Origin of the sequence: Paenibacillus agri, from assembly GCF_013359945.1 — a bacterium.
GTDB lineage: Bacteria > Bacillota > Bacilli > Paenibacillales > Paenibacillaceae > Paenibacillus_AQ > Paenibacillus_AQ agri.
The window spans coordinates 30,063-55,315 of sequence record NZ_JABWCS010000199.1 but is presented as its reverse complement, the minus strand read 5'-3'; the positions used below and the strand labels follow the sequence as shown (position 1 = coordinate 55,315).

Below are 25,253 nucleotides of genomic sequence, written 5' to 3'. Positions count from 1 at the left end.
TTAGTATCGGCGTGTTCTTTGTGACACCATAACGCTTTCTACGAACAAACAGATGGCCGTAAGACCGTGCATGATCCAGCCGACTACAGGAATCAGGGCTACGACTGAGGTAATAACACCAAGAGCGTTGCCGACAAAGGGTCCCCGTTCTCTCATCATCACGATAATTGTAATTGCATGCAGCAGAAAAGCGATGCCCAGCGGAGTCCAGCCGTTCGCTACAACGAATATGCCACCCACAAAGGGGATCGCGAGAAAGGCTTCATAGAGAAAGGTTACCCATTTCAAAAGTTTTGCCAGGGAAGACATTAGACTTCACCAACCTTTTTATAAAAGTAGTGTTTAAAATAGACCCTTTGAATAGGTTACGCAGCAAGCGCCAGATTGTTTCAAGTGATGGATAGTGTACTCTTGTTGTGGACAGCTTAGTCGTATATAGTGGGTAACAGAAATGCTGTGCAAGAAACATGTGTTTTTATTCGGAAACTAGAAGGGGGAGAAGATATGGAGATCCAGGGTAAGCTGGTTATCCGCCATGCGCCACCTTCGGTTCAGCAGTATTTGGCGCTACGGGTTCAAGCAGGGCTTAGTCCAATGAGTGAGGAAGGGGCAGCCATCGGGTTGCCGCGTTCCATCTTTGCAGTTACGTTATTTGAGGACGATGTCTTGATTGGTATGGGACGCGTCATTGGAGACGGAGGGTGCTTCTTCCAGGTGACCGATATCGCCGTTCAGCCTTCTCACCAAGGACGGGGTCTGGGGAAAATCATTATGCGCGAGATCAGGGAGTTTCTGGATACGCTGCCTGACAAAGCTTATACCAGCCTTATTGCTGATGGAGAAGCAGCGCGGCTGTATGCCCAATTCGGGTTTGCACCCGTTGCTCCCAGATCACAGGGGATGGCCTTTAAGCGTTGAGCTGTGCGGTGTCTAAGTAACCCTATTAGCGGATCATTGACAGGCCGCGGTATAGTGGACTGGTCAGAGCCTGGTGCGCGTCTAAGTAATTCTATTAGCGAATCATTGAACAGGCCCCCTTATTCCAGGGGGTTTTCGTATGCTTGCTGCTGTCTGCAGGGTATGCAAAATTTTTTATATAAATGCAGTTATGGCATCATTCAATCAGAGAGAGCGAGGAATAAAAGAATGGATATAGTGGTACTTGCGGCATCAGGAACGATTGGAAAGGCAATTGTAGAGGAAGCTTTGAAAAGAAAACATCAGGTGACGGCGGCGATGCGTCATCCGGAGAACTTCCCTTTTGAACATGAGCGTCTGAAACTTGTGGCTGTAGATATTCTGGAGCCTGCATCAGTAGCATCTGCGGTGCGCGGACATGAGGCTGCTGTTAGTGCCTATGGGCCAAAGGCTGGAGAGGAAAATGAACTGCTCACCGCTGCGGCTTCGCTGGTGGAGGGCTTGCAGGCGGCAGATATGGATCGACTGCTGATTGTAGGCGGTGCAGGCAGCCTTAAGACGGAATCCGGCGAGTGGCTGATGGATACGCCAGAATTCCCGGAACATGTACGGCCGCTGGCTGCAGCCCATGCGGATGCCTATGAGATTTATAGAGGCTCAGATCTGGACTACACTTATGTGAGTCCTGCGGCTTCTATTCAACCCGGACGCCGTACGGGGATGTTCCGGATCGGTCTTGACCGGCTGGTTGTCGACGAGAACGGGCAAAGTGCCATCAGCGTGGAGGATTTTGCTGTGGCCATTATAGATGAGGTAGAGGAAGGGAACTTCAGCCGCGAAAGATTCACGGTGGCTTACTAAAACCCGGCTTGTATAGGAGTGCTGAAGTTATTCCGTACCGCTTGAAGCGGCGGTGGCTGGCACCAGGGATAGGAGAAAGGAGCGGAGCGATGTATCTTGTAACTGCAGAGCAAATGAGAGAGCTAGACCGCATCACCATTGACCGGCTGGGTATTCCGGCGGTTGCATTGATGGAGAATGCGGGACGCGCTATTGCCGAGGAGATCATTGAGTTATGCCGCAAGCGGAACGGCGGCCATGCTAGTAGGGGAATTGGGCGTACCGTCGACAACGGAACTGGTCAAGACCTGACGGGTTTTGATGTCAGCGGAGACCGTGCGCTGACCTTGGATACTGCCGCTGCCGAGCACTGGTTCATCCTTGTCGGCAAAGGCAACAACGGCGGCGACGGATTGGTCGCCGCCAGGTATCTCCGCGAGGCGGGCATTGCCGTCACGCTGGTGTATGCCGTGCCGCCGGAATCGCTGACCGGCGAGGCCGCCCTACAGCGCGATGCCGCTGCAGCCCTGGGCTTGTCCGCGGCCGTCTACGGCCAGGACCCCCTGGACTTTGCCGCATGCAGCGGCATCTTGGATGCGCTGCTCGGCACGGGCGCCGCTGGCGCGCCCCGCGGCGTCTACGCGGAGCTGATTGCCGCCGCTAATGCCAGCGGCAAACCGATCGTGTCCGCGGACATCCCGAGCGGGCTGAACGCGGACACGGGGGAGATGCATGCGCCTTGCGTGCATGCATCGGTGACGGTCTGCCTCGCGTTTCTCAAGCGAGGCCTGCTGCAGTACCCCGGCGCCGGGGCTGCGGGGACTGTGGTGGTTCGCGCCATCGGCATCCCTGTGTCTCTGGCGCGTGAAGTTGGCCTGCAGAGCTATTGGCTGACGCCGGAAGTGTTGCAGGCCGGTCTGGGCGTGGATGTGTTACGCCATCGTTCGCCCGAAGGGCACAAGGGCACTTACGGCCATGTACTGGTGGCCGGTGGCACGCTGCGCATGAGCGGCGCAGGTTTGCTGGCGGCCCGGGCTGCGCTGCGGGCGGGCAGTGGTCTGGTGACCTGGGCGCTGCCACAGAAGCTGCTGCCTGCGGTTATTGGCGCTGCTCCGGAGCTGATGCTGGCTGACGTCGGCGGAGATGAGCAGGGCAACTGGAATGCTGGTACGGCTGCGGAATTGCTCCGATTGAGTGCAGAACGGGATGTAACAGCCGTTGGGCCAGGACTTGGGCGTTTTCAAGGAGATACCGACTGGCTCCGTACCTTATGGGAAGGAACGGAAGGGCCGCTGGTCATTGACGCAGATGCGCTGAACATCCTGGCGGAGACGGATTACAGTCATTGGGCCAGCCGCCCGGGATCGGTCGTTCTGACTCCCCATCCCGGTGAAATGGCCCGGCTGGCCGGTATTTCTACCGCTGAAGTGCAGCGTGACCGGATCGGTCTCGCGGAACGCTACGCCCGGGAGCACGGTGTGATCCTCGTGCTCAAAGGAGCACATACTGTCATTGCCGCCCCGGATGGGGTAAGCTATGTCAACACTACGGGACATCCCGGTATGGGAACCGGCGGTGCGGGTGATGTGCTGACCGGTATCATCGCCGGCTTACTGGCCCAAGGACTGAATGCCTTGCAGGCTGCGGCGTTTGGCGTCTATCTGCATGGCCTTGCCGGAGAACGCGCGGCAGGCCTGCGGAATCATCCGGCGTCATTGATCGCCGGAGATATAATTGAGTCACTATGAAAAGGGACGGTTAGTGTGAGTCCCACGAGTGCTGGATACAGGACGACGGAGTGTTGTCGCGTTGTCACGCTAAGAAGCCTAAACACAGAGTAGCCGGATGCTATAACTTACTGAGCTAACTATATAAGACGAATTTAAGATGCGAACTTAAATTTCAAACTTAAGGTTCGAACTCAAAATCCAAACTTAAAGCTCGAACTCAAAATCTAACTTAAGGTTCGAACTTAATATCCAACTTAAGGCTTGAACTCAATATTCAAACTTAAGGTTCGAACTCAATATCCAATCTTAAGGGTTGAACTCAACATCCAATCTTAAGGGTTGAACTCAACATCCAATCTTAAGGGTTGAACTCAACATCCAATCTTAAAGGTTGAACTCAACATCCAAACTTAAGATTCAAACTCAACATCCAAAATTAAGGTTCGAACGTCATTACGTTGAGTCATTGCTTTATATAAACGCACTCCTGAAGTGCAATTAACGGCATTTTTGTACCATAAATACTCTGCAGCTAAGGGTTTGAGGGAATTAAAGGCAAAATTGTACCTTAAATCTTCCACAACATCCCTTTTAGTGAGAATTTATTGAAAATAAGGTACAAAAATGCTCCTATTTACTTTATTCACTCATATTTGAGAAAAATAAGGTACGAAAATGCTGTTAAATAGGTCGAACAAAAGAAAGTAAGGTAGCGAAGAAGAACGAATAGGGAAGTTTGGAGCTGTAGGTGAGAAAGCGATCGCCTGAAAGCTTTCCATGGGAAAGCTCGCACTTATAGGCCTAAGCTGTCGTCAGATTTCAACCGCTTGAAACGGCTAAAAAGAGGAAATCTGAGGACAATCGCTACCAGAAGTCCAAACATTCCACCGTAGTGACGACGGACTTTGCGTTTGGTTCTTAAGTTCACCTTTATAGCTGAAGATAGGCCGCGAAGCCATACCCAACGAAGCCAAACCTAACGAAGCCAAACCTAACGAAGCTCTACCTAACGAAGTCATACCTACGAAGCAACCTAACGAAGTCATCATACCTAACGAAGTCATCATACCTAACGAAGTCATACCCAACGAAGCCATACCTAGCGAAGTCATAACGAACGAAGCCATAAACTAACAAGCCAAAACTAACAAAATCATAACTACGAAGCTCCAACAAACGAATCTCATTATAACACCAGGAACATTAGCTGATAGTGTCGAGCCCCTGCCTAATCCGTTAGGACAGCACTAGGCACAGGAGCGGAACGAACAGAGCGAACACTGGCAGCAATAACGGGAGCCGTTCCACGGCAATTTGTGCCGTGCGGAACAAGAGCAGGCCGATGATGCCAGCGACTGCACAAAGCAAGGGAGTGCCGCCTTGCTCCGCAGCCAGCCAAAGGCCTGCGCCTAAGCCTGCTACGGTGTAGACGACGAAGGCCAGGGCCAGCAGGCGGAGGCGCAGGAGGCGCAGCAGTCCGTCTGCTACCAGCGCCGCAGGCAGGCCATAGGCATAGATGGCATAGGCAGCAGAGACAGGCCATTCTTCGCCCGCTGATCCATTGCTTGTGGGGTAGGCCAGGATCACCAAGGATAAGAGCAAGAATGACAGACCTGCACAGGCTAATTTGCTCAAGGCATACATTCCGGCAGTTAACCTGACGGAAGTGATTTCAGAAGGATGGGTTCTTTGCATCGTTTTGGTTCCTTTCGGTAAAATTCTCAGCTGGTGATCATGTCTCCACCGTTGACATGAATGCACGCGCCGGTTACGAAGGAGGACTCCGGTCCCGCCAGATACAGATATGCTCCAGCCAGCTCATACGGCTGTGCTGCCCGCTTGAGCGGGGTATCCGTACCGAATATGCTCACCTCTTCGGCTGAGAAGCTGGATGGAATCAGCGGTGTCCATGTCGGTCCAGGGGATACGCTGTTAACGCGGATTCCGCTATCTGCGAGCGAAAGGGCTAGCGCTCGGGTAAAGGAGACCACGGCGCCCTTGGTGGAGGAGTAATCAATAAGCTCTACATTCCCCCGATAGGCGGTAATGGAGGCCGTGTTAATAATGGAAGCCCCTCTTTTCATATGAGGCAGTGCAGCTTGGGTCAGGAAGAAGTAGGAGAGAATATTCGTCTGGAAAGTCAGATATAGCTGTTCTTCCGAGATGTCGAGGATGCTCTTCTGTGGAAAATTAATACCATGGTTGTTCACGAGAATATCCAGCTTACCGAAGGTGGCAACGGTATGCTCTACAGCCGCGGTACAGTTCTGCTTGAAGCGCAGGTCGCCTTCAATTCGCAGACAGCGCTGGCCGAGCTCTTCAATGCGCCGCTGGGTGACCTCGGCGTCGGAGACTTCATTCAAATAGGCGATGGCTACATCTGCGCCCTCTTTAGCAAAAGCAATGGCTGCAGCTTTTCCGATGCCGCTGTCGCCCCCGGTGATAAGGGCCACCTTGCCCTTCAGCTTGCCGCTGCCGCGCAGCTCCGGGTTCTCGCTAATCGGCCGAGGATTCATCAGGCTTTCAAGTCCAGGCTTTCGGTCCTGATGCTGGGGCGGGAAGGCAATCGGCTGCTCATTGCAGACTGTTTTCTGGCCGTAATAGGGATATACCAGGGGTTGCTTCATGGAACGAACTCCTCCTCGGACTTCTCTGTGTCCTTATATTTCTATGCGTTCGCCCATGGAATCGTGCACCGCCTTGCGCACGGGTGCAAGAATTCATTAAAAAGAAAAAACTTTGGCCAGACTTTCGAGGTAGAACAGGGCCATATTTTGCAAGGGGGATTATATGGTGGAAGAAGAGCGTTGGCTGGATATCTCCTATTTGCAGCAGGGCACAGCACTCCAAAAGGAGGTGCATGCCCTGTTGGCGAGACTTGATGTGATGACCCTTTTAAGCGAGTACCACCCTGTACTTGCAGGGACAATCCCGCTTGGCATTCAGGTGGAGGGCAGTGATCTGGATATCATCTGCGAGGTGCATGATCGGGAGGCTTTTGCCGCGCAGGTCGGTCTACATTTTGGTGAGATGGATAAGTATAGCTGTGAATCGCGCATCGTGGCTGGAATTCCTCGTATTAAGATCAATTTTACCGTGGAAGGTTGGCTGGTGGAACTGTTCGGACAGCCGCGTCCGAGCAGGGAGCAGAACGGGTACATCCACATGATCGTTGAAGCCCGGGTGCTGAATATATTGGGCGCCTCTTTTAGAAGGCAGGTTATAGAGCTGAAGCGTCAAGGGGTGAAGACGGAACCGGCCTTTGCCCGGCTTTTGCAACTGGAGGGTGATCCCTACCAGGCTATGCTTGAACTTTATAAGCTTCCCGAGATGGAATTGGAGGCTTTGTGCAGGAAGAGGTTTATAAATCATTCTTGATAAATAATCGTAGAGGAGTCGTTGCCGTATGAATTTGGTGATCCGAAAAGCGCTCAAAAGTGATGCGCCGGAGCTGCACCGGCTAATGGTACAGTTGATCAGCAAGCCTTTGCAGCTGGAGGAAGTGGAGAAGAGACTTGATTTTATAGCTACCAGTCCTATAGAAGAATTGTATGTTTGTACAGGAGAGAAGAGCGAGGATCTGGCTGCAGGACATGAACGTCTTCTGGGTGCTTTAGGTTTTCGTGTGCGGGAAAATATCGAGGATTACACCCGCTATGGCGAAATTTCCGTGCTAGTGACAGATAAGGAAAGCCGGAGACTCGGTGTGGGGCGGCAGCTAGTGGAGTATGCAGAGGAGCTGGCTGCAGCGCGCGACTGTATCGGAACCTGGCTGGTAAGCGGTACTGAACGTGAGGAAGCACATACTTTTTACAAGAAATTGGGATATGAAATTACGGGCTACCGTTTTGTAAAGGCAGGCGGGAAATCATGATTTATAGAGCTATGATAGCTGACGACTACGATGCTGCTTATGAATTATGGGTGAATACTGAGGGGATGGGACTTAACGAGGCAGATTCACGGGAAGGAATCTTGCGTTTTCTGGAGCGCAATCCGGGGTTAAGCCAGGTTTGTGTACATGTGGACGGTTCTCTGGCCGGTACGGCACTCTGTGGGCATGATGGACGCCGGGGATTTCTGTATCATGTTGCCGTTAGCCACGCATCCCGCGGCAAGGGCGCAGGGCGTGAATTGGTAGCACGTTGCCTGGACGAGCTGCGAGAGAACGGCATTGCTAAATGCCATCTCATGGTGTTCAAAGAGAACCAGAAGGGCCGGCAGTTCTGGGAAGAGCTCGGCTGGCAATACCGTGACGATATCGCGCTGTACTCTCGGGATACATAAGCTAGGACTCTCAGTAGGGAACTAAGGCTTGTCGTTTGCAAAAATAATCGCTGGCTCCACCGTGTAGGTTTGGAATCTGTGCAGTATAATAAAGGTATGCAGGCGTAGAATATTTGCTTAGCTGTATAAACGGAGGCTTTATCATCATGCGTTTTAAAGATGTATTCTCAATTATCGGCCCGGCTATGGTCGGGCCTTCCAGTTCGCATACAGCGGGAGCGGCCCGGATTGGCCGGGCGGCCCGCCAGGTGTTGGGCGAAATGCCGCGTGAAGCCGAAGTTACTTTTTTCGGCTCTTTTGCCGCAACTTATGAAGGTCACGGTACGGACCGGGCAATTATCGGCGGGCTGTTGGACTTTCCCACCGACGACCCCAGGCTGCCAGATTCCATAACGCTTGCTACTGAGGCAGGTATGGATATCTCCTTCCGCCAGGGAACAGGTTTGTTCCCTCACCCCAATACGGTAAGGTTACGTCTCATTGGTCAGGACAGTGGGCAAGAGTTGACATTGACTGGGACTTCCATCGGAGGAGGAAACATTGAGATTGTTGATGTTGACGGCTTCGGGGTCAAGCTGACGGGGATGTATCCTACAGTTCTTATTCAGCATATGGATTATTTGGGTGTACTTGCGAGTGTTACAGATGTTATACGCAGCGGGCAGGTCAATATCGGGCATATGTCTCTTGACCGTAAGAACCGCAGCGGTGCTGCGCTGACCGTGCTTGAGCTGGATGAATCGGCGACACCGGAACTGCTTCAGGCACTGGGGGACCTCCCAGCAGTGAAGTCGGTGAAGCTGGTAGATTTGAATGAGGCTGGGCAAGAGGAGAAAGGGAAGGAAAGTACATCATGAATTTTCGAACATTAAGTGAATTGGCTGTATTATGCGAAGAACGGGGCCTTGGAATCGGGGCCCTGATGCTGGAAGAACAAAGCGCGGAATCAGGTCGCTCGAAGGAGCAGGAATTCGCCACGATGAGTCAGTATTACGGGGTCATGAAAGAGGCTGTACACCGCGGGATGCATGAAGATACAACCTCCCGCAGCGGACTTACCGGGCTGGATGCCCAGCGGGTGGGCGCTTATAATACAGCAGCGGAGCCCCTCCTTGGCGGCCCGGCGGGTCAGGCTATGGCTTATGCGCTGGCGGTGTCCGAGGTGAATGCTTCAATGGGACGTATTATTGCAACGCCTACAGCAGGCTCCTGCGGCATCATTCCAGGGGTGTTCCTCAGCTGCCAGGAGCGTTTTGGCTGGAGTGATGATGTCATGGTCTCCGGCTTGTTTGCCGCCGGAGCGATTGGTTATGTCATCGCCAACAATTCCTTCGTTTCTGGCGCGGAAGGCGGTTGCCAGGCCGAGGTAGGCTCAGCCATCGGCATGGCAGCCGGCGCACTGACCGAGCTGCGCGGGGGAACCCCGGCACAGGCTGTGCATGCTGTTGGCCTGGCGCTTAAGAACACGCTGGGTCTCATTTGCGACCCTGTCGGCGGGCTCGTAGAGATCCCTTGCATCGTTAGAAACGGTTTCGGTGCAGTGACTGCACTGGCCGCCGCAGATATGGCATTAGCGGGGGTACGCAGCGTGATTCCTTCCGATGAAGTGATTAAGGTAATGCTGGAGGTTGGTTCAGCTATGCCGGAGATTCACCGCGAGACCGCTGGCGGAGGATTGGCACAGACGCCTACCGGACGTAAAATCATGGAAGACCTGCGGCGCAAGAAATAGTGCAGCAGGGCAATTTCTTCCTGATCAGAGCAGCTTAAACCGTTCCAACTGATCGAACTGCCCTTCGCTGCGGAGAATTTCCTTCTGGCGGTAGCCCATAAGATCGAAATGGGGGAACGGTGAGCGGTTATGAATATATTTGGCGGGCAGACTATGCTGCTCGCACCAGCGGGTCAGCCGATCCAGGTCGCTGCAGCCAACCTTGGTCACGGTGGTCATGCCGGGAAACCGGGGATCAATCCAATAGTGTGTCAGAAACGCAATCTCTCCTGCAGAGACAGCCTTCTTCCATGCTTGCAACTCTTCTCTGGTGATTCCGAAGGCCATAACTGTTCACATCCTTAATTTGTTTAAGATATATAGATTCAGCTGTAATTGGTTATTAACAATAATACTAAGCATGAAAGGGGGATGTCATCATGAATGGACAAAACAGGGCGGATATCCGGCCCGGGCTTGAGGTGGACATTGTACTGAAGCAGGATCAGGCTACCGGCAAGCTGACCCATGGTCAGGTTAAGGATATTCTGACTAATTCCCCGCGACATCCGCATGGCATTAAAGTCAGGCTGACCAGCGGCCAAGTCGGGCGGGTCAAGAATATCACGGGCTAAATGCTCATCCATCCCGTTGCTTCAAGACGGAACAGTGCTGTATTCGGCTCTACCTTAACATTTCTAAGAACGCTCCAATGCCTTGGCTTACGCTGCCTATTAGACAGCAGCTTACCGGGGAATTGGAGCGTTTATTTGTTAAGGGCAGGTGACTACCTTGTTCTGCGCATAAATTCCTCAACGTCCTTATCTGCCTTGGTCTGGTTGCACAGGTTGCAGGCGCATACACAATTGTCCGGTGTCGTATGTCCGCCCTTGGCACGCGGTAGCAAGTGGTCGATGGTGTCCCCGTAGAGTCCGCAGAAATAGCAGGTGTAGCGGTCCCTGTTCAAAATCAGGGAGCGAAAAGCCTTGTTGCTGTAAAGGCGGCGGATGGTACGCCGGTTGACGACTACTGCAGCATGCTCCTTAACCAGTGTAACCGCCAGCTCCAAGTCAATCTCCTGATGCCAGCGCCGCCCCTTGTCACTGTGACCACGCATCAGGATCATCCCCTGGGATGAGGGCACCAGGGCCGTGGTATCCGTAGGCTCTGGCTTCGGCCCCCGGTGATGCAGCGGTGTTCGCCGCGGCTCGGCTCCGCGCGCCCGCCCTTTGGCGGCAGGCTTCGCTGCCGGGAGCGAAGCGGCGGCTTTTCGCTCCTTCGCTCGTTCCGCCCGCGAGCGGGCCAGCAGGCTAACTCCCGCTTTCTTAGGAGCACTCTGCGTGACTTCGGGCGGGGATGGGGAAGCTACGGCCGCCGCTCTAGACTCCGGCTGGCGAGACAGAGCTGGCATCGGCGGCTGCAAGGACTGCAGCGGCGTGACGCCAGATTCAACGGCGCGCTGCTTGCGGCAATCCCGACATGCGCCTCGCCGGGCGTGGGCCTTGGAACGCTTGCCGGTCCGCCTGCGGAAATCGGCGAACGGCTTGAGCTGCTCACAATATGCACATTGTTTGGATGAAGGCAGAATGGTATCGGTCATCGGTATGTTTGGACGAAGAACCTTACAGCCCTGTCCTGTCCCCTCGTAGTATAGATAGCAGTTTCAGTATAACGCAAAGTGCAGAGGTTTACACCGCAGACAATAAATGTCGCCCAAAGCCCCTTAGTTGTGATTTCTGTCTCGGTATATCAAGGGGTAACACTGTAAAATGATAGCAAGGTAACGAATCTCAGGGAGCAAGTAGGATATGACATAAGCACAACTAATCATGGAAAAGAGGGATAGGATGCAGTCCGGATTAGAGGTTTTGCACCGCCAGACAAGTGGAGGCAAGAGACCGTCTTCGGTAGTAATGCTGTATATTCTTCAGGCTTTTCTAGGAGTTGGAGCGATTGCAGGCGGAGGGGCACTGGTGGCTGATCCTGGAGGTGGCTTGCTGGGAATGCCGCTAACCTTGCTGGAAAGATCGCCTTTTTCTGATTTTCTGGTGCCGGGATTGTTGCTGTTTACGGTATTTGGTCTGTTCCCTTTGCTGGTATTGTACAGCATGATTAGAAGGCCGCAGTGGAGATGGGCCGAGGCGCTGAATCCGTTTAGAACACTTCATAGCTCGTGGGCATTTTCACTCTATGTCGGCTTTGGATTGATTATCTGGATCATGGTGCAGACCTATATACTGAATGCGGTGCACTGGATTCATATTTTGTATATGAGCCTGGGACTTCTGATTCAGGTGGTTACCCTCTGGCCTCCTGTACAGAGATATTTTATGCTGGACTACCGTACGGAAAGACGTTAGAATGTCAGTGAACGGAGAGCGTTCTCATGATGAGAGGCGGGAGTGAACCGGATTGACGACCATTTATGATATTGCCAAAAGAACCGGTTACTCTCCGACGACCGTGTCCAAGGTGTTCAATAATTATTCCGATGTGCGCGAGAAGACGCGCCAGGATATCCTCCGTACAGCACGGGAGATGGGATATGTTCCTAACGCCCATGCCCGTACGCTGACCACGAAGAAATCGTGGACCATCGGCGTGTTGTTCGTGGAGAGCACCGGAGCAGGTATCCGCCATCCCTTTTTCAGCGCGGTGATCGAAAGCTTCAAGCAGGTGGCCGTAGCCAAAGGGTATGCGCTGATGTTCATATCGAAGGATGTGGGCGGCAAGCAGAGCGGATATCTGGAGAACTGCCGGATTCGCGGGGTGGACGGGGTTGTGGTCTTCCTGTCGGATTATGAAGACCCTTATTTTCAGGAGCTGCTGGACAGTGATATTCCTACAGTGGTTCTGGACTATGAGACGCCGGAATCCCATACCGTATGCTCGGATAACTGGAGCGGCGCAGTGCAGGCAGTGGAGTACCTCGCCGGCTTGGGCCACCGCAGAATTGCCCATATTTCCGGCGGTGTGAACACTACTCCAGGAATTCGCCGGCAGCAGGGGTATGAAGCCGCGATGCTGGAACAGAAGCTGGACCTGCGGGATTCCTATATCGTCACAGGTGCCTATTATTCTATGGAGAGCGGTTACAATGCCATGCTGGAATTGCTGCGACTGCCGGAGCCGCCAACGGCCGTGTTTGCTTCGGGTGACTTGTTGGCCTTTGGGGCCGTCAAGGCAGCACAAGACTCTGGTCTGGCTGTACCAGGAGATATCTCGGTCATGGGATATGACGATATCGAACTGGCTCGCTATGTCACCCCGGCCCTGACAACGGTAAAGCAGGACACGGAGCTATTGGGAAGCCGGGCAGCGGAAATCCTGCTCGCCGCGATCGACAAGATCCCGGACGGCAAGGAAGCTCTAGCGTTGCCAGTGGAGGTTATTGTAAGGGATTCCTGCGCATCCCCGGCGAACGAGGAGTAACTATAATCGGGGCCCATCCGCTCTTAGGCAATAAGCACGGATGGCGCTTCAGTTGGCTCTCTGCGATGATTTTTTGCGTCAAAGAACAGACATCATTTTTTTTCGAAACAATCGAAACCGGTTTCGATTGTTTCGAAGGCAATTATTCCAACTAATAAGGAGATATGACAATGACAACAGTTCAAACCGTAGTAACCGCCAAAGACACAGGAGAACGCCTCAGCAAGGTAGACGGAATTGAGTTTAAGTCTAGAGAGGGCAGCGTTGCAGCCCAAGTGGAGCTAAAGCCTGAAGAGTCTTACCAGAAGATGATCGGCTTCGGTGGAGCATTCACTGAAGCGGCTGCGTATACATTGTCCCGGCTTAGCCCTGAGAAGCGGGCCGAGGTGATTCACCGTTATTTTCACCCTGAAGAAGGACTTAACTACTCCATGGGCCGCGTACATATCCATAGCTGCGATTTTGCGCTGGGTAACTACACGTACGTGGAGGATAACGATACAGAGCTTGCCACTTTCGATATTTCCCATGACCATCAATGGGTACTGCCGCTGATCAAGGACGCTATGGCTGTTAAGGGCGGCGAGTTCACCATGCTTGCTTCCCCATGGAGTCCTCCAGCATGGATGAAGACGAATGGAGAAATGAATAACGGCGGACAACTGAAGCCGGAATATGCCGATGTATGGGCGCGTTACTACACGAAGTTCATTGAAGCTTACGGCAAGGAAGGCGTGCCGATTTGGGCGGTTTCCGTACAGAATGAGCCGGCTGCTGTTCAGACATGGGATTCTTGTGTGTACAGTGCGGAAGAAGAACGCGACTTCGTGAAGAATCACCTGGGACCGGTGATGCACAAAGAGGGCTACGGCGACGTGAACATTGTAATCTGGGATCATAACCGGGACATTATGGTTGAACGTGCGTCAGCAGTTCTATCTGATCCTGAAGCTGCAAAGTATGTATGGGGTACAGGTATCCACTGGTACGGCGGCGAGGAGTTCGAGAAAGTGGGCCAGGTACATGATCTGTTCCCTGACAAGCACCTGCTGTTCACAGAGGGCTGCCAGGAAGGTGGCGTGAGACTGGGAGAGTGGTTCACCGGCGAACGCTACGGACGGAATATGATCGGTGACCTCAATCATTGGACCGAAGGTTATCTGGACTGGAACCTGGTGCTGGATGAGACTGGAGGCCCGAACCATGTTAACAACTTGTGCGATGCTCCGGTGATTGCGGACACGACTACGAACGAAATTCATTATAACAGCTCGTATTACTATATCGGGCATTTCAGTAAATATATCGCTCCAGGTGCAGTGAGAATTGGCTTGCAAAATTCCGCTGAAGGCGTCCTGTCCACAGCTTTCCGCAATCCGGATGGCAGCCTTGCCGTCGTGCTGATGAACGAAGGAGAAGACTCCCGCGAGGTTACTTTGGGACTGGGTGATGAGGTTGCCCGCTTCGAGCTTCCGGCGCATTCCATTATCACGCATCTCATTACACAATAGTTCATTCAGAGAGGAGTAACAGCATGAGCCATTATTATTTTGATTCCGGCAAATTTGTAATAGAGCAGTTCCATGAAGGCAAGCCGTTCGCCAGTTTCCTGCCCGGCCTTGCCGGCCTGAAAGGAATTCCGATGTGGTCCTTCTATGTGAACCGGGGCCAAGGGGTGTGCAGCTTCGGGATTCGCGACAAGAACTCTCCGATCATGGAGTTCTCTCCTGCGAACATCTCCTACAAGAATGTGGCTAACTCCGGCTTCCGGACCTTTATCAAGATTAAGGGCGAGCGAGAAATTTACGAGCCGTTCCAGTCGGCGCGCCCTGATGCCGATGCCAAGCGGGTCATGACTATTCTTCCGAACGGCCTGACCATTGAAGAAAGTCACGCCGGGCATGGACTGAAGACGACAGTTCACTACTTTAATCTTCCGAACGAAGACTACGCCGCACTCGTACGCCGGGTTACGATAGAGAATATTGGGGGCCAGGAGATCGATTTTGAACTGCTGGACGGCCTTCCGGAAATTCTGCCGTTCGGTGTGGAGAACAGTGGCTACAAAGACATCGGCAACCTTCTACGGAGCTGGATGGATGTCTACAACTTGGAGAATGGTATCCCGTTCTATAAGCTGCGTTCCAGCACCAACGACGATGCAGAGGTCAGTGAGATTACGAAGGGTCATTTCTACCTGTCCTTTACCGGGGAGGGAGAGAAGATCTCTCCGTTCGTGGATTTTGAGGTTGTATTTGGCGGCAATACTTCACTGTCTTATCCCGACCGGTTCGCGGAGCTATCGTTGTCTGGTCTTGCGGAATTGCCGCAATATCCGGTCAATAAAGTTCCTTGCGGTTTCAGTGGCGTAGCGCGGATTTTGGCTCCAGGATCCAGCCTGACGGTGAACACCCTGATCGGCCATGTCAACGATATTGATAAAATCAATCATAAAGCCACGGACATTAGCCGTGATGCCTATATTACCGACAAAGCCGAGGAAGCGGCCAGACTGACTGAGGATTTGACGGAAGATATTGCAACGAAGACCTCTTCCCCGATCTTTGATGCGTACTGCCGCCAGTCCTATCTCGACAACTTCCTGCGTGGGGGCTATCCGTTCATCTTCGACAACGGTGGAGACGGCTTCGTAGTACATTTATATTCCCGTAAGCATGGCGACATGGAGCGGGACTACAACTTCTTCTCGCTAGCGCCAGAATACTATTCGCAGGGCAACGGGAACTTCCGGGATATGAACCAGAACCGGCGTAATGATGTGTTCTTCAATCCGAAGGTAGGCAGCTTCAATATCAAAATGTTCTACAGCCTGATGCAGGCTGACGGGTACAATCCACTGAGTGTTCAGGGGACGACCTTTGAAATTCTGCCGGAGAACCGCTCTGCGCTGGAAGCCTGGATTGAGAAGGGCGCAGCAAATCAGCACGAAGGGCTTCGCAAGCTGCTCAGCGGCGTTTTCACGGCAGGCGGTCTGATCAATTTCATCGCCGATCATCATGTCGAGCTGCAAGTAGAGGAGCAGGAATTCCTGTCTGGTGTGCTATCCTTGTCCAAACAGAACATTGAGGCTTCCTTCGGAGAAGGCTTCTGGTCTGATCACTGGACGTATAACCTTGATCTGGTCGAAGGCTACCTGGATATTTTCCCTGACCGGAGACAAGAGCTGCTCTTCGGGGACGCTACCTATGCATTCTATGACAGTCCGGCCTACGTTCTCCCGCGCAGCGAGAAATACGTTATTAGCGACGGGAAAGTACGTCAGTACGGCGCGCTACTTGAGGATGAGGAGAAGCTGCACAAGCTGAAGCGTAAAGCCGGAAGCACGGAGTGGCTGCGTACGGAACGCGGACGTGGAGCGGTGTATAATACGAACCTATTTGTAAAAATCGTGTCGCTGGCCCTGAACAAATTCGCTACCCTTGACCCTTACGGGATGGGTGTGGAGATGGAAGGCAACAAGCCGGGCTGGAATGATGCGATGAATGGCTTGCCGGGATTGTTCGGCTCCGGGATGAGCGAGACCTTTGAACTTAAGCGGACAGTGACCTTCCTGCTGGATGTTCTGGATAGCCCGGAGAATGCGGAAGGCACAGCCCGTCTGCCGGAAGAAATAGCACTTCTTCTGGAGCAAGTGAATAATGCTGTTACTTCTGTGTTGGAGGGAGAGCTGACCCAGTTTGCTTACTGGGATACGGTAGCTTCGGCCCGTGAAGCTTATCGTGAGAGTATCCGGTTCGGCATTACGGGAAGCGAGTCCGAGGTTGCCCTTACTTATATCCGCGGCGCCTTCTCCCGGTTCCTGGCCAAGCTTGACGAGGGGATTGAGCGAGCGGTGAAGCTGGGGAATGGACTGACACCGACCTATTTCCGCTTCGAGGCTACCCGGTTTGAGCCTGTGGTGGATGTAGAAGGTGGACCGGTGCTTAGTGGCTATGGTCTGCAAAAAGCAGTAGTGCAGGAGTTTGAGGCCAAGCCGTTGCCTTATTTCCTGGAAGGGCCAACCCGCTGGCTGAAGACCCTGAAGAATCCGGCCAAGGCCAAAGAAATCTATACCTTGATTAAGAGTACTGGACTATATGATCCCCAGACTTCGATGTACCAAACGTCTGTAAGTCTAGAAGAGGAATCTCATGAAATCGGGCGGATGCGCGCCTTCACTCCAGGTTGGCTGGAGCGGGAGTCCAACTTCCTGCATATGTCTTACAAATACTTACTCGAGCTGCTGAAGGCCGGACTATACGAGGAATTCTATTCGGAATTGAAAACCTCGCTCGTTCCTTTCCTTGATCCGGCTGTGTATGGTCGGAGTACGCTGGAGAACTCGTCGTTTATCGCTACAGGAGGCAATCCGGACCCCGGCACGCATGGCCGTGGCTTCGTAGCCCGGCTAAGCGGATCGACGGCTGAATTCCTCAGCATGTGGCGCAAAATGATGGCTGGCAGCAAGGCCTTCTCCGTCGTGGATGGAGAGCTGGCGCTATCCCTCAGCCCTGTGCTTCCGGGCTGGCTGTTTGACGAACAGGGAGAACTGTCTTTCACCTTCCTGGGTCAAACCAAGGTGACATATTATAACCACCGCAAGGTTGATACCTTTGGAGAGGGCGGAGCAACCATCCGCAGTATGACGCTTCAGCATACGGATGGTACGGTCAGCAGAATCAATGGTGCTTTGTTACGTGGAGCAACGGCGGAAGCGCTTCGGCGCGGTGAAATCAGCCTGATCAAGGCTGAATTGGAATAGAAGCAAGAGAATAACGTCAAGCGAGCAGTCAACTCGCTTGCCAATGGAATTCAGGCAGCAGACCCCCGGGTTATCCGGAGGTCTGCTGCTTTTTTGTGCTGCGGTGCTATTCTTGATTAACGGCTGAGGGATCAGACCCGAAAAATGGAGCCCCTGAAATGAAAAATGAAACCTTACGTAGTGAGCAGGGGAGCGCATACAATGATAGAGAGTTAATTGAAAGCGCTTTTACAAACGAGACAGATAGAGCATGGAGGTCCGTAAGATGGAGAACAAACGAAGCGCCGAACCTGCCGGGGGCATGACACCGCTCATCCCTGCAAATCACAAAACCGGTACCGGCACCGGTAACCGCCCCTCTCTCTGGAGGCGGATGACCGCCCAGAAACACTTGCAGACGATGGCGCTGCTGGGCGTCATTTGGATGATTATTTTCAACTACATCCCGATGTACGGCATCATTATTGCATTCAAGGATTATAACATTGTCAAATCCATTGCTGAGGCTCCGTGGGTGGGGCTGACCCATTTTCGGGAGTTTATGGAGGATGAGAACCTGGTCAATGTCATCAAGAATACACTAGGCATTAGTTTGTTCAAACTGGTCATCGGTTTTCCGCTTCCCATTATATTCGCTTTATTCCTGAACGAGATCCGTTCGGTCCGTTTCAAAAAGAGCATTCAGACGATCTCCTACCTGCCGCACTTTCTCTCTTGGGTTGTGCTGGGCGGAATTTTAGCTACATGGCTTTCAGACGTAGGGATTATAAATAACATTTTGCTGGCGCTAGGTCTAATCGACCAGCCTATCTCTTATCTGGCTGAGCCCAACTACTTCAGGGGAATCGTGATCACGTCTGATATCTGGAAAGAGCTTGGCTGGTCTGCCATCATCTATCTCGCAGCAATCTCCGGGGTCTCTCCTGAAATGTACGAGGCAGCTACGATTGATGGGGCGGGACGTTTTCAAAAAATGTGGTATGTCACCTTACCGGCTATCAAGGCCACGATCAGTATTCTGTTCATTCTGGCGGTCAGCGGTGTACTCAACTCTAATTTTGACCAGATCCTGGTCCTGCGCAACGCCCTCAATGACAGTGCCAGCAACGTGATTGACTACTATGTGTATTACACGGGTATTCTGTCCGGGCGCTTCTCCTATTCGACTGCAGTAGGCTTGCTGAAATCGGTCATTGCGCTAATCTTACTGCTGATTGCCAACAGCGTATCCAAAAAAATCAACGACACGTCGCTGTTCTAGGACAAGGGGGAACTACACATGTGGTCATTAAAGCGTAAAACAACAGGCGAGGCGCTGTTCGATTTGGCCAATAACATCATTATGTTATGTCTTTGCTTTGTCACGTTGTATCCGATCTGGTATGTAATTGTGAATGCGTTCAATAATGGTTCAGATGCGATGCAGGGCGGAATTTACTGGTGGCCGCGAATGTTCAGCCTGGAGAATTTCAAAGCTGTCTTCGCCAGTCCAGGCATTATGCTCGCTATGTGGATTACCGTCGCCAAAACTTTGGTGGGTACGGTCACACACGTTTTTTTCACGGCGATGGTGGCTTATGCGTTCTCCCGCAGGAACCTGATAGGCGGCAAAATCTATATCTTGATGGGAACGGTGACCCTCTTCTTCGGCGGTGGACTGATTCCGACCTTTCTGCTGATCAAAGACCTTCACCTGCTTGATAATTTCCTGGTTTATATTATTCCGGTGTTGTTCAGTTTCTTCGATCTCATTATCTTCATGACGTTCTTCCGTGATATTCCTGAGGGGCTTGAAGAAGCGGCGCGTATGGATGGTGCCAATGACTGGTCGATCTTCCTGCGGGTAGTGATTCCGGTATCCATGCCCGTGATCGCGACGATCGCGCTTTTCCATGGCGTGTACCAATGGAATGATTATTTTGCCGGGATCATCTATGTCAATAATCCGGATCTGCAGCCGGTGCAGACGTTCCTATATCGTGTGGTAGCACAGTCCAGTTCGAATCAGATGATCACGGCCGTACAGGGCAGCAATCTGGTGAAAAGTGTCACCTCACAGTCCATCAAGCTGGCGACGATGATTGTGACCACACTGCCGATTGTCTTTGTCTATCCGTTCCTGCAGCGGTATTTCGTTAAGGGCATGATGCTAGGTTCCATTAAAGGATAGTACACTTCTCCTGGTAACTCCTCCGGCTGCTTGTACTTAGAGCCTGGGTTGCATTTATATTGAATACATTCATAGAAAAGGGGTAAACACACATGGCGATAAAGCGTAAGCCGATGAAAATGGTGACCTTGCTATTGGCAATGATTATGACATTATCTGCAGCAGGCTGTTCCAGCGGCGGTAACAACGGCAGCAATAACGGCGGCAATGCCGAAGGAAGCAAGAGTACAAATGCTCCGGTCCAGACAGAGGCGGCCACAGAGACGAAGCTGTCTGAAGATGAACCGGGCTGGAAGGCCGATACCTCCCCGATCACGTTTGACTGGTACCTGAACTTCTCCTGGTTCCCGAACAAGTGGGGCGTAGATGCTACTTCGAAATATATCACGAAAAAGACGGGTGTCGACATTAACTTCATCGTCCCTGCCGGTAATGAGAATGAGAAGCTCAATACACTGGTGGCTTCCGGTAAGCTTCCCGATTTCATCACCATTGACTTTGCGAATGATAATGTGAAGAAGATGATTGAAGGAGAATTGGTGCTTCCGCTGAACAAGCTGGCCGAGGAATACGATCCTTATTTCTTCAAGGCTTCTGACCCGGCGAAGCTGAACTGGTATACCCAAGAGGATGGCAACGTCTACGGATATCCGAACGCTTCATCGTCCCCGGCTGATTATGAGAAATATGGCGATACCTATGTTGCCAATCAGGTCTTCGTAGTCCGCAAAGATATGTACGAAGCCATCGGCAAGCCGGATATGAGTACACCGGAAGGCTTCTTGAAAGCCTTGCAGCTGGCGAAGGAGAAATACCCGCAAGTGAATGGTCAGCCGCTTATCCCGCTCGGTCTGCATGAATTCGGGGATACCGGGAACTACTCGCTGGAAGCCTATCTTCAGAACTTCCTGGCCATTCCAAGGGAGAAGGACGGCAAGCTCTACAACCGCGAGACAGATCCCGAGTATGTTACCTGGCTGAAAACACTCCGTCAAGCCAACCAGGATGGACTGTTAGCTAAGGACATCTTTATTGACAAACGTGTTCAAATGGAAGAAAAGATCGCACAAGGCAGATATTTCGCCATGCTATATCAGCGGACGGATTTTGCTAATCAGGAAGGAACGCTCTACCAGAAGAATCCTGAGCAGATTTATATAGCTATCGATGGACCGGCCAACAGCAAACATGATGCTCCGACCTTGGATGGCCCGGGGATCTCTGGCTGGACCATTACTCTCATCTCCAAGAATGTTAAGGACAAAGCACGGGCGATCCGTTTCCTGAGCTATTTGAACAGCGAGGAAGGTAACAAGGATCTTTTCCTTGGTGAAAAAGGGGTCAGCTATGATACGATTGATGGGAAAGATCAATTCAAGCCGGAGGTTCTGGAATTGCTTAATAAGGACCGCTCGTCCTTCGACAAGCAGTATGGCTCTTCCTTTACTTTCTGGATGCTGATGAATACGAATATTACCCAGCAATGGACCAACCCTACGGTTGAGCCGTTCAAACAGTTGGAGGATTGGACCCGCGGCAAGACGAAGAGTGCCTCTGCCTTTGAGGGCATTGACCCGACAGGCAATTCACCGGAAGGAATTATCGGCTCCAAGATTAAATCGCTGCGGGCTAAAACGCTGCCGAAGCTGCTAATGGCGCCATCTGATGCAGAGTTCGATAAGATCTGGAACGATTATCTGGAGAAGCAACAGAAGGAAGGTCTGGAAAAGTTCCAGGCATATCAGCAGAAGAAATACGAGGAGAACAAACAAAAACTGTCGCAATAACACTCAAGCATAACTCATGGCCCGCTGCCGGCGGGCTTTTGAGTTATGTTAATGTCTTTTAAAGGCCTTACCCGTGAGGAGCTAAGCGAGGCAGGGGGGATCAGGTGAGATTGGGCAAGCGTACAGCAATTACATGGCATTCATTTTCTTACTGGTGGGGGCGCAGATCTCTACAGAGCCGCTTGATTGGCGCCTATGTATTTATTATCCTGGGACCGTGTCTGATGGTATCCTATTATTCTTACCGGGCTATCAATAACACGTATGTCCGGGATGCGGTGGAGAAGAACAGCTACTTACTGGAAATGGAGAAGCTGCACATCCTCAACCAGATTGAAGCGATGGAGCGTGCAGCTCAAATGGCTTTTGAAGATAAAGATGTTAAAAGCTATCTGGCCAATGAGCGTGAACCTGATGTCGGAGAGCTTGTCGATTTTAATACAAACGCTTACATTAATTTGATGCGCATTCAGTTTAACAATCCTAACATCGAGCATTTACGCCTCTACTCACAGAGTCCAAGTGTGCATGAAATTTGGCCGATGATCTACCGGGAAGAGCGTGTGATCTCTGAACCTTGGTTCCAGAAGGGCATGCGAGGCAAAGGGCAAGAAGTATGGGCATTTCAAAACACGGATTCAGAGCCAATGCAGAGCTATATCGGGCTGACGCCAAAGAATACACCGAAGATTTCCCTGCTGCGGGAAATGAGCATTCCGGCGGGCCATCATATCGGGATGGTTCAGGTGGATATGCTGCTGGAGCGATTCACGCCCAAGACGTACACCAAAGTGCAGGACAGTCAATCCCAGATGTTCCTTGTCGATGATGAAATGCAGTTATTTACAAGAACAGACCATTCCTTTTTGCCGGGCAATCCCAATATGACTAAAGCTATTGCAGACCGTACCCGGAAGTACCAGGAGACGGGGGAATGGGATATTCACTATGAAGAGAACGGTAAAAACTATCTGCTGATTAACACCCCGCTGGATCTGATTCATGCTTCATTGGTGAATGTCGTGTCCATGGAGGGCGTCATGAGCGATATTTCCCATACACGTAATCTGATTATCGGTGCCAATATAGGCTTCATCGTCCTGGTCACTGTGATTGCCAATGTGCTGAATGCTTTTATATTGAAGAATCTGCGGCGGCTGACGGAAGCGATGAAGAAAGTGCGCAGAGGCGAAGCTTATAGCGGAATTACCATCCGCGGCGGCGGAGAAGTGGGCGAACTCGCGCACCATTTCTCGAAGTTGATGAATACCATCAACACGCTGGTAGCTCAGGCGGTGCAGAAGCAGGCGCTGTCTAAGGAAGCTGAACTTCGCACACTGCATAACCAGATCGACGCTCATTTTCTTTACAATACACTCGAGAATATTAAAATGCTCGCCGAAATCGAGAATCAGCGGACGATCTCTGACGCGTTGACCTCGCTCGGGGGCATGATGCGCTATAACTTTAAATGGTGCGGTGAGTATGTGAAGCTGCGCGATGAAATCCGCCATATTGAAAATTACATTGATGTTATGAATATCCGTTTTGAACACCCCATTGAGTTAGTCCTGAATATTGCGCCCGCCTATCTGGAGCTAGAGGTGCTGAAAATGTCGCTGCAGCCTATCGTGGAGAACAGTGTCAAGCATGCCTGGCCCGGAGGAGATACGGAAACCGCCTCCCGAAAGATTCACATTGAGGTAGAGGAAGCGGCTAGCGATATCTTCATTTCGATCCGTGACAATGGTATCGGGCTTACTCCAGAGAGGCTGGCCTCGTTAAATAATGCGATTTTTAATACCAAGGAGCCGGATATTGAGCTGGCCGGACCGGGAAAAGGCAGCCGTCAGGCCGGCGGGATCGGTCTGCGTAATGTCTACCAACGCCTGCAGCTGTTCTATGGTGAATCGTATGGACTTGAAGTACAGAGCAAGACAGGGGAGTGGACAATGGTATCCATGTGTCTGCCGAAAGTTCTATTAACGGGGGAAAACAACGATGATGAAGCTTCTAATCGTGGATGACGAGAAGAACATAAGATATGGGCTGAAAATCATGATCGAACGGGAATATCCGTCCATGTATACGATAACGATGGCTGGAAACGGCGAAGAGGCGCTCGCGTATTACGAGGCTGAGGGGGCCGACATCGTAATTACTGATATCCGCATGCCCGTCATGGACGGCATTGCCCTGCTGGAGCAGCTGTCCGCACAGAACCGGGTGGGGGAAGGTCCCGCACTGGTTATCCTTAGCGGTTATGATGATTTTGAATATGCTAAAAGTGCCATACGTTATCGGGTGAAGGACTATCTGCTTAAGCCGATTCGCCGTGATGAGCTGTTCGGTATTCTGGAGCGTATCCAGAAGGAACGTGACGAGCGGGAGAACAATGTCCGTCTGCAGGAAGAGAAAGCAGCCTGTCTTCGCCAAGAGCTACGCGCAAGTAGGCTACGTGGATTGCTAATTCATGAGGAAGTACAGCCTAATAGGGAGCAGGTGGAGGAGCTGGTCAGCCTGTCCCTGCCTTTTACCGTTGGGGTTCTGAGTTATTATTACAATGACGGTACAAGGATGAAGCCCGCTGAGATTCAGGGACTAACGGAGCGCCTGTCTGGACCGCTGGAGAAGAAGTATCCGGAAATATTAACAGACTGGGAAGGTAAACTGGTGCTGATCGGTAGGAGTAAGAAGGATTTCATGGAGTTGTCGCGGCAGGCCGAAGCCAGAGAACTGAAGGGACTGCTGATTGGTGTGAGTAGCCTGGGGCGAGAGGGGATGGACATCCGCCGCTGCTATCAAGAAGCTTGCCGGGCGCTACAGTACACCTTCCTGTATCCCCAAGTGAACTTGATTGATTATGAGAATATCAAAGAAGAGCGCTTGAGCTTCCCCAAACCGGATCAGGAGCTTCACAAACTGCTTAACATGCTCGGCACAGACCGTGAGAAGGAGCTGAAGACTCTTCTGGCTGCTATTTTTCAAGTAGAACAGATCAAACAGCTCGATCTGGCGTATCTGGAAATGGTGGGGCGTAGGATCAACGAACGCGTGTTGGACGAAGTCTTTCGGGTGCATGGCGAGGCCTCGATGGAGGTGCTAAAACTGTACCGGTCTGTAGGGAGTATGTACAATTTCCGGCATTTTCACGACTATTATCGAACGCTAGAACATTTGCTCCTCTGCTTGAACGAATATATTATTGGAGTAAGGACCGCCCACACCGAGCATAAGGATATGAAGGAGGCGCTGGCCTATATTGAAGCTAATTACAGCCGTCCGCTGAATATGGCTATGGTCAGTAATCACGTTTCTCTGAATTATTCCTATTTCAGCGAAGCTTTCAAGGCATACACCGGTGAGAACTTTATTATATATCTGAAAAAAGTACGCATTCGTCACGCCAAAATACTGCTGTCCGAGGATTCTGGCAGGCTGGCCTACATCGGGGAGGCTGTCGGTTTCGAGAATAGTAAGCAGTTCGCGCGGGTCTTCAAGGAACTTGAAGGCATCTCTCCCGGTGAATACAGAAGCAAAGCGCTACAGGAAATGTATTACGCTCAGGAGGAACGGGAGTCCTAGTCTGCTGATGCCGCTCGGCGGCTCTCTTTGC

General features: G+C 51.9%; 23 protein-coding genes. 18 read left to right on the top strand and 5 right to left on the bottom strand.

Annotation, left to right across the window (positions count from 1 at the left end; translation table 11 throughout):
* Nucleotides 1–309, bottom strand: a complete 309-nt coding sequence (locus HPT30_RS07825; RefSeq protein ID WP_175370854.1) for a hypothetical protein — start codon at nucleotides 307–309, stop codon at nucleotides 1–3.
* Nucleotides 310–504: 195 nt separating this feature from the next.
* Here HPT30_RS07825 and HPT30_RS07820 point away from each other — a divergent pair, with 195 nt between their 5' ends.
* The 3 genes from HPT30_RS07820 (at nucleotide 505) to HPT30_RS07810 (ending at nucleotide 3,506) form a co-directional block, all read left to right on the top strand.
* Entirely contained in the window at nucleotides 505–918 is a 414-nt protein-coding gene (locus HPT30_RS07820; RefSeq protein WP_175370853.1) for a GNAT family N-acetyltransferase, read from the top strand.
* Between the two features lie 228 nt (nucleotides 919–1,146).
* The gene (locus HPT30_RS07815) at nucleotides 1,147–1,779 is read left to right on the top strand and encodes an NAD(P)-dependent oxidoreductase (RefSeq protein ID WP_175370852.1); all 633 of its coding nucleotides are present in this window, start codon (nucleotides 1,147–1,149) and stop codon (nucleotides 1,777–1,779) included.
* Nucleotides 1,780–1,868: 89 nt separating this feature from the next.
* On the top strand, nucleotides 1,869–3,506 hold the full coding sequence (locus HPT30_RS07810; protein WP_175370851.1) for an NAD(P)H-hydrate dehydratase: 1,638 nt from the start codon (nucleotides 1,869–1,871) through the stop codon (nucleotides 3,504–3,506).
* 1,218 nt (nucleotides 3,507–4,724) lie between these two features.
* Here the strand turns inward: HPT30_RS07810 and HPT30_RS07805 are convergent.
* Both HPT30_RS07805 and HPT30_RS07800 read right to left on the bottom strand, forming a co-directional pair.
* Nucleotides 4,725–5,183, bottom strand: coding sequence for a hypothetical protein (locus tag HPT30_RS07805; RefSeq protein ID WP_175370850.1), 459 nt, complete (start codon nucleotides 5,181–5,183; stop codon nucleotides 4,725–4,727).
* A 26-nt stretch (nucleotides 5,184–5,209) separates the two neighbouring features.
* A complete protein-coding gene (locus HPT30_RS07800) occupies nucleotides 5,210–6,115 on the bottom strand; it encodes a glucose 1-dehydrogenase (RefSeq protein WP_175370849.1) in 906 nt (301 codons plus the stop codon).
* A gap of 163 nt (nucleotides 6,116–6,278) precedes the next feature.
* Here HPT30_RS07800 and HPT30_RS07795 point away from each other — a divergent pair, with 163 nt between their 5' ends.
* From HPT30_RS07795 to sdaAA, 5 genes are all read left to right on the top strand, one after another.
* The gene (locus HPT30_RS07795; protein WP_175370848.1) at nucleotides 6,279–6,866 is read left to right on the top strand and encodes a DUF4269 domain-containing protein; all 588 of its coding nucleotides are present in this window, start codon (nucleotides 6,279–6,281) and stop codon (nucleotides 6,864–6,866) included.
* Between the two features lie 28 nt (nucleotides 6,867–6,894).
* Nucleotides 6,895–7,362 carry a GNAT family N-acetyltransferase gene (locus tag HPT30_RS07790; RefSeq protein WP_175370847.1) on the top strand — a complete coding sequence of 156 codons (468 nt, stop codon included), beginning with the start codon at nucleotides 6,895–6,897 and terminating at the stop codon, nucleotides 7,360–7,362.
* Nucleotides 7,359–7,775, top strand: a complete 417-nt coding sequence (locus tag HPT30_RS07785) for a GNAT family N-acetyltransferase (protein WP_175370846.1) — start codon at nucleotides 7,359–7,361, stop codon at nucleotides 7,773–7,775. Before HPT30_RS07790 ends, HPT30_RS07785 begins: the two co-directional genes overlap by 4 nt.
* A gap of 146 nt (nucleotides 7,776–7,921) precedes the next feature.
* Nucleotides 7,922–8,632: an L-serine ammonia-lyase, iron-sulfur-dependent subunit beta gene (sdaAB, locus tag HPT30_RS07780; RefSeq protein ID WP_175370845.1), complete on the top strand. Its 711-nt coding sequence runs from the start codon at nucleotides 7,922–7,924 to the stop codon at nucleotides 8,630–8,632.
* Complete coding sequence (gene sdaAA / locus HPT30_RS07775; RefSeq protein ID WP_175370844.1) at nucleotides 8,629–9,507, top strand: L-serine ammonia-lyase, iron-sulfur-dependent, subunit alpha; 879 nt, start codon at nucleotides 8,629–8,631, stop codon at nucleotides 9,505–9,507. The genes sdaAB and sdaAA overlap by 4 nt, the downstream gene beginning before the upstream one ends.
* Nucleotides 9,508–9,531: 24 nt before the next feature.
* On the opposite strand, the gene HPT30_RS07770 is transcribed toward sdaAA, so the two are convergent.
* Complete coding sequence (locus tag HPT30_RS07770; RefSeq protein ID WP_175370843.1) at nucleotides 9,532–9,834, bottom strand: hypothetical protein; 303 nt, start codon at nucleotides 9,832–9,834, stop codon at nucleotides 9,532–9,534.
* Between the two features lie 92 nt (nucleotides 9,835–9,926).
* On the opposite strand from HPT30_RS07770, the gene HPT30_RS07765 reads away from it, so the two are divergent.
* A complete protein-coding gene (locus HPT30_RS07765) occupies nucleotides 9,927–10,121 on the top strand; it encodes a YwbE family protein (protein WP_175370842.1) in 195 nt (64 codons plus the stop codon).
* A gap of 152 nt (nucleotides 10,122–10,273) precedes the next feature.
* Here the strand turns inward: HPT30_RS07765 and HPT30_RS07760 are convergent, their stop codons facing one another.
* Complete coding sequence (locus HPT30_RS07760; RefSeq protein WP_175370841.1) at nucleotides 10,274–11,086, bottom strand: HNH endonuclease; 813 nt, start codon at nucleotides 11,084–11,086, stop codon at nucleotides 10,274–10,276.
* 247 nt (nucleotides 11,087–11,333) lie between these two features.
* Here HPT30_RS07760 and HPT30_RS07755 point away from each other — a divergent pair, with 247 nt between their 5' ends.
* The 9 genes from HPT30_RS07755 to HPT30_RS07715 all read left to right on the top strand — a co-directional run bounded on the left by HPT30_RS07755 (nucleotide 11,334) and on the right by HPT30_RS07715 (nucleotide 25,222).
* Nucleotides 11,334–11,846 carry a hypothetical protein gene (locus HPT30_RS07755; protein WP_246316983.1) on the top strand — a complete coding sequence of 171 codons (513 nt, stop codon included), beginning with the start codon at nucleotides 11,334–11,336 and terminating at the stop codon, nucleotides 11,844–11,846.
* A gap of 52 nt (nucleotides 11,847–11,898) precedes the next feature.
* Complete coding sequence (locus HPT30_RS07750) at nucleotides 11,899–12,918, top strand: LacI family DNA-binding transcriptional regulator (RefSeq protein ID WP_175370840.1); 1,020 nt, start codon at nucleotides 11,899–11,901, stop codon at nucleotides 12,916–12,918.
* 170 nt (nucleotides 12,919–13,088) lie between these two features.
* Nucleotides 13,089–14,429 carry a glycoside hydrolase family 30 protein gene (locus tag HPT30_RS07745; RefSeq protein ID WP_175370839.1) on the top strand — a complete coding sequence of 447 codons (1,341 nt, stop codon included), beginning with the start codon at nucleotides 13,089–13,091 and terminating at the stop codon, nucleotides 14,427–14,429.
* Nucleotides 14,430–14,452: 23 nt separating this feature from the next.
* Nucleotides 14,453–17,680, top strand: coding sequence for a cellobiose phosphorylase (locus tag HPT30_RS07740; protein ID WP_175370838.1), 3,228 nt, complete (start codon nucleotides 14,453–14,455; stop codon nucleotides 17,678–17,680).
* Nucleotides 17,681–17,981: 301 nt separating this feature from the next.
* On the top strand, nucleotides 17,982–18,941 hold the full coding sequence (locus HPT30_RS07735; protein ID WP_246316986.1) for an ABC transporter permease: 960 nt from the start codon (nucleotides 17,982–17,984) through the stop codon (nucleotides 18,939–18,941).
* An 18-nt stretch (nucleotides 18,942–18,959) separates the two neighbouring features.
* On the top strand, nucleotides 18,960–19,850 hold the full coding sequence (locus HPT30_RS07730; protein ID WP_175370836.1) for a carbohydrate ABC transporter permease: 891 nt from the start codon (nucleotides 18,960–18,962) through the stop codon (nucleotides 19,848–19,850).
* A 92-nt stretch (nucleotides 19,851–19,942) separates the two neighbouring features.
* Nucleotides 19,943–21,637 (top strand): extracellular solute-binding protein, encoded by a 1,695-nt coding sequence (locus HPT30_RS07725; protein WP_175370835.1) that lies wholly within the window; start codon nucleotides 19,943–19,945, stop codon nucleotides 21,635–21,637.
* 104 nt (nucleotides 21,638–21,741) lie between these two features.
* The gene (locus HPT30_RS07720) at nucleotides 21,742–23,664 is read left to right on the top strand and encodes a sensor histidine kinase (RefSeq protein WP_312876313.1); all 1,923 of its coding nucleotides are present in this window, start codon (nucleotides 21,742–21,744) and stop codon (nucleotides 23,662–23,664) included.
* Nucleotides 23,639–25,222, top strand: a complete 1,584-nt coding sequence (locus HPT30_RS07715) for a response regulator transcription factor (RefSeq protein ID WP_175370834.1) — start codon at nucleotides 23,639–23,641, stop codon at nucleotides 25,220–25,222. Before HPT30_RS07720 ends, HPT30_RS07715 begins: the two co-directional genes overlap by 26 nt.
* Nucleotides 25,223–25,253: the final 31 nt, after the last annotated feature.

Bases quoted from the DNA above. Each gene is read 5' to 3' on its own strand.
- HPT30_RS07825 (WP_175370854.1), bottom strand. From the start codon at position 309: ATGTCTTCCCTGGCAAAACTTTTGAAATGGGTAACCTTTCTCTATGAA.
- HPT30_RS07820 (WP_175370853.1), top strand. From the start codon at position 505: ATGGAGATCCAGGGTAAGCTGGTTATCCGCCATGCGCCACCTTCGGTT.
- HPT30_RS07815 (WP_175370852.1), top strand. From the start codon at position 1,147: ATGGATATAGTGGTACTTGCGGCATCAGGAACGATTGGAAAGGCAATT.
- HPT30_RS07810 (WP_175370851.1), top strand. From the start codon at position 1,869: ATGTATCTTGTAACTGCAGAGCAAATGAGAGAGCTAGACCGCATCACC.
- HPT30_RS07805 (WP_175370850.1), bottom strand. From the start codon at position 5,183: ATGCAAAGAACCCATCCTTCTGAAATCACTTCCGTCAGGTTAACTGCC.
- HPT30_RS07800 (WP_175370849.1), bottom strand. From the start codon at position 6,115: ATGAAGCAACCCCTGGTATATCCCTATTACGGCCAGAAAACAGTCTGC.
- HPT30_RS07795 (WP_175370848.1), top strand. From the start codon at position 6,279: ATGGTGGAAGAAGAGCGTTGGCTGGATATCTCCTATTTGCAGCAGGGC.
- HPT30_RS07790 (WP_175370847.1), top strand. From the start codon at position 6,895: ATGAATTTGGTGATCCGAAAAGCGCTCAAAAGTGATGCGCCGGAGCTG.
- HPT30_RS07785 (WP_175370846.1), top strand. From the start codon at position 7,359: ATGATTTATAGAGCTATGATAGCTGACGACTACGATGCTGCTTATGAA.
- sdaAB (WP_175370845.1), top strand. From the start codon at position 7,922: ATGCGTTTTAAAGATGTATTCTCAATTATCGGCCCGGCTATGGTCGGG.
- sdaAA (WP_175370844.1), top strand. From the start codon at position 8,629: ATGAATTTTCGAACATTAAGTGAATTGGCTGTATTATGCGAAGAACGG.
- HPT30_RS07770 (WP_175370843.1), bottom strand. From the start codon at position 9,834: ATGGCCTTCGGAATCACCAGAGAAGAGTTGCAAGCATGGAAGAAGGCT.
- HPT30_RS07765 (WP_175370842.1), top strand. From the start codon at position 9,927: ATGAATGGACAAAACAGGGCGGATATCCGGCCCGGGCTTGAGGTGGAC.
- HPT30_RS07760 (WP_175370841.1), bottom strand. From the start codon at position 11,086: ATGACCGATACCATTCTGCCTTCATCCAAACAATGTGCATATTGTGAG.
- HPT30_RS07755 (WP_246316983.1), top strand. From the start codon at position 11,334: ATGCAGTCCGGATTAGAGGTTTTGCACCGCCAGACAAGTGGAGGCAAG.
- HPT30_RS07745 (WP_175370839.1), top strand. From the start codon at position 13,089: ATGACAACAGTTCAAACCGTAGTAACCGCCAAAGACACAGGAGAACGC.
- HPT30_RS07740 (WP_175370838.1), top strand. From the start codon at position 14,453: ATGAGCCATTATTATTTTGATTCCGGCAAATTTGTAATAGAGCAGTTC.
- HPT30_RS07735 (WP_246316986.1), top strand. From the start codon at position 17,982: ATGACACCGCTCATCCCTGCAAATCACAAAACCGGTACCGGCACCGGT.
- HPT30_RS07730 (WP_175370836.1), top strand. From the start codon at position 18,960: ATGTGGTCATTAAAGCGTAAAACAACAGGCGAGGCGCTGTTCGATTTG.
- HPT30_RS07725 (WP_175370835.1), top strand. From the start codon at position 19,943: ATGGCGATAAAGCGTAAGCCGATGAAAATGGTGACCTTGCTATTGGCA.
- HPT30_RS07715 (WP_175370834.1), top strand. From the start codon at position 23,639: ATGATGAAGCTTCTAATCGTGGATGACGAGAAGAACATAAGATATGGG.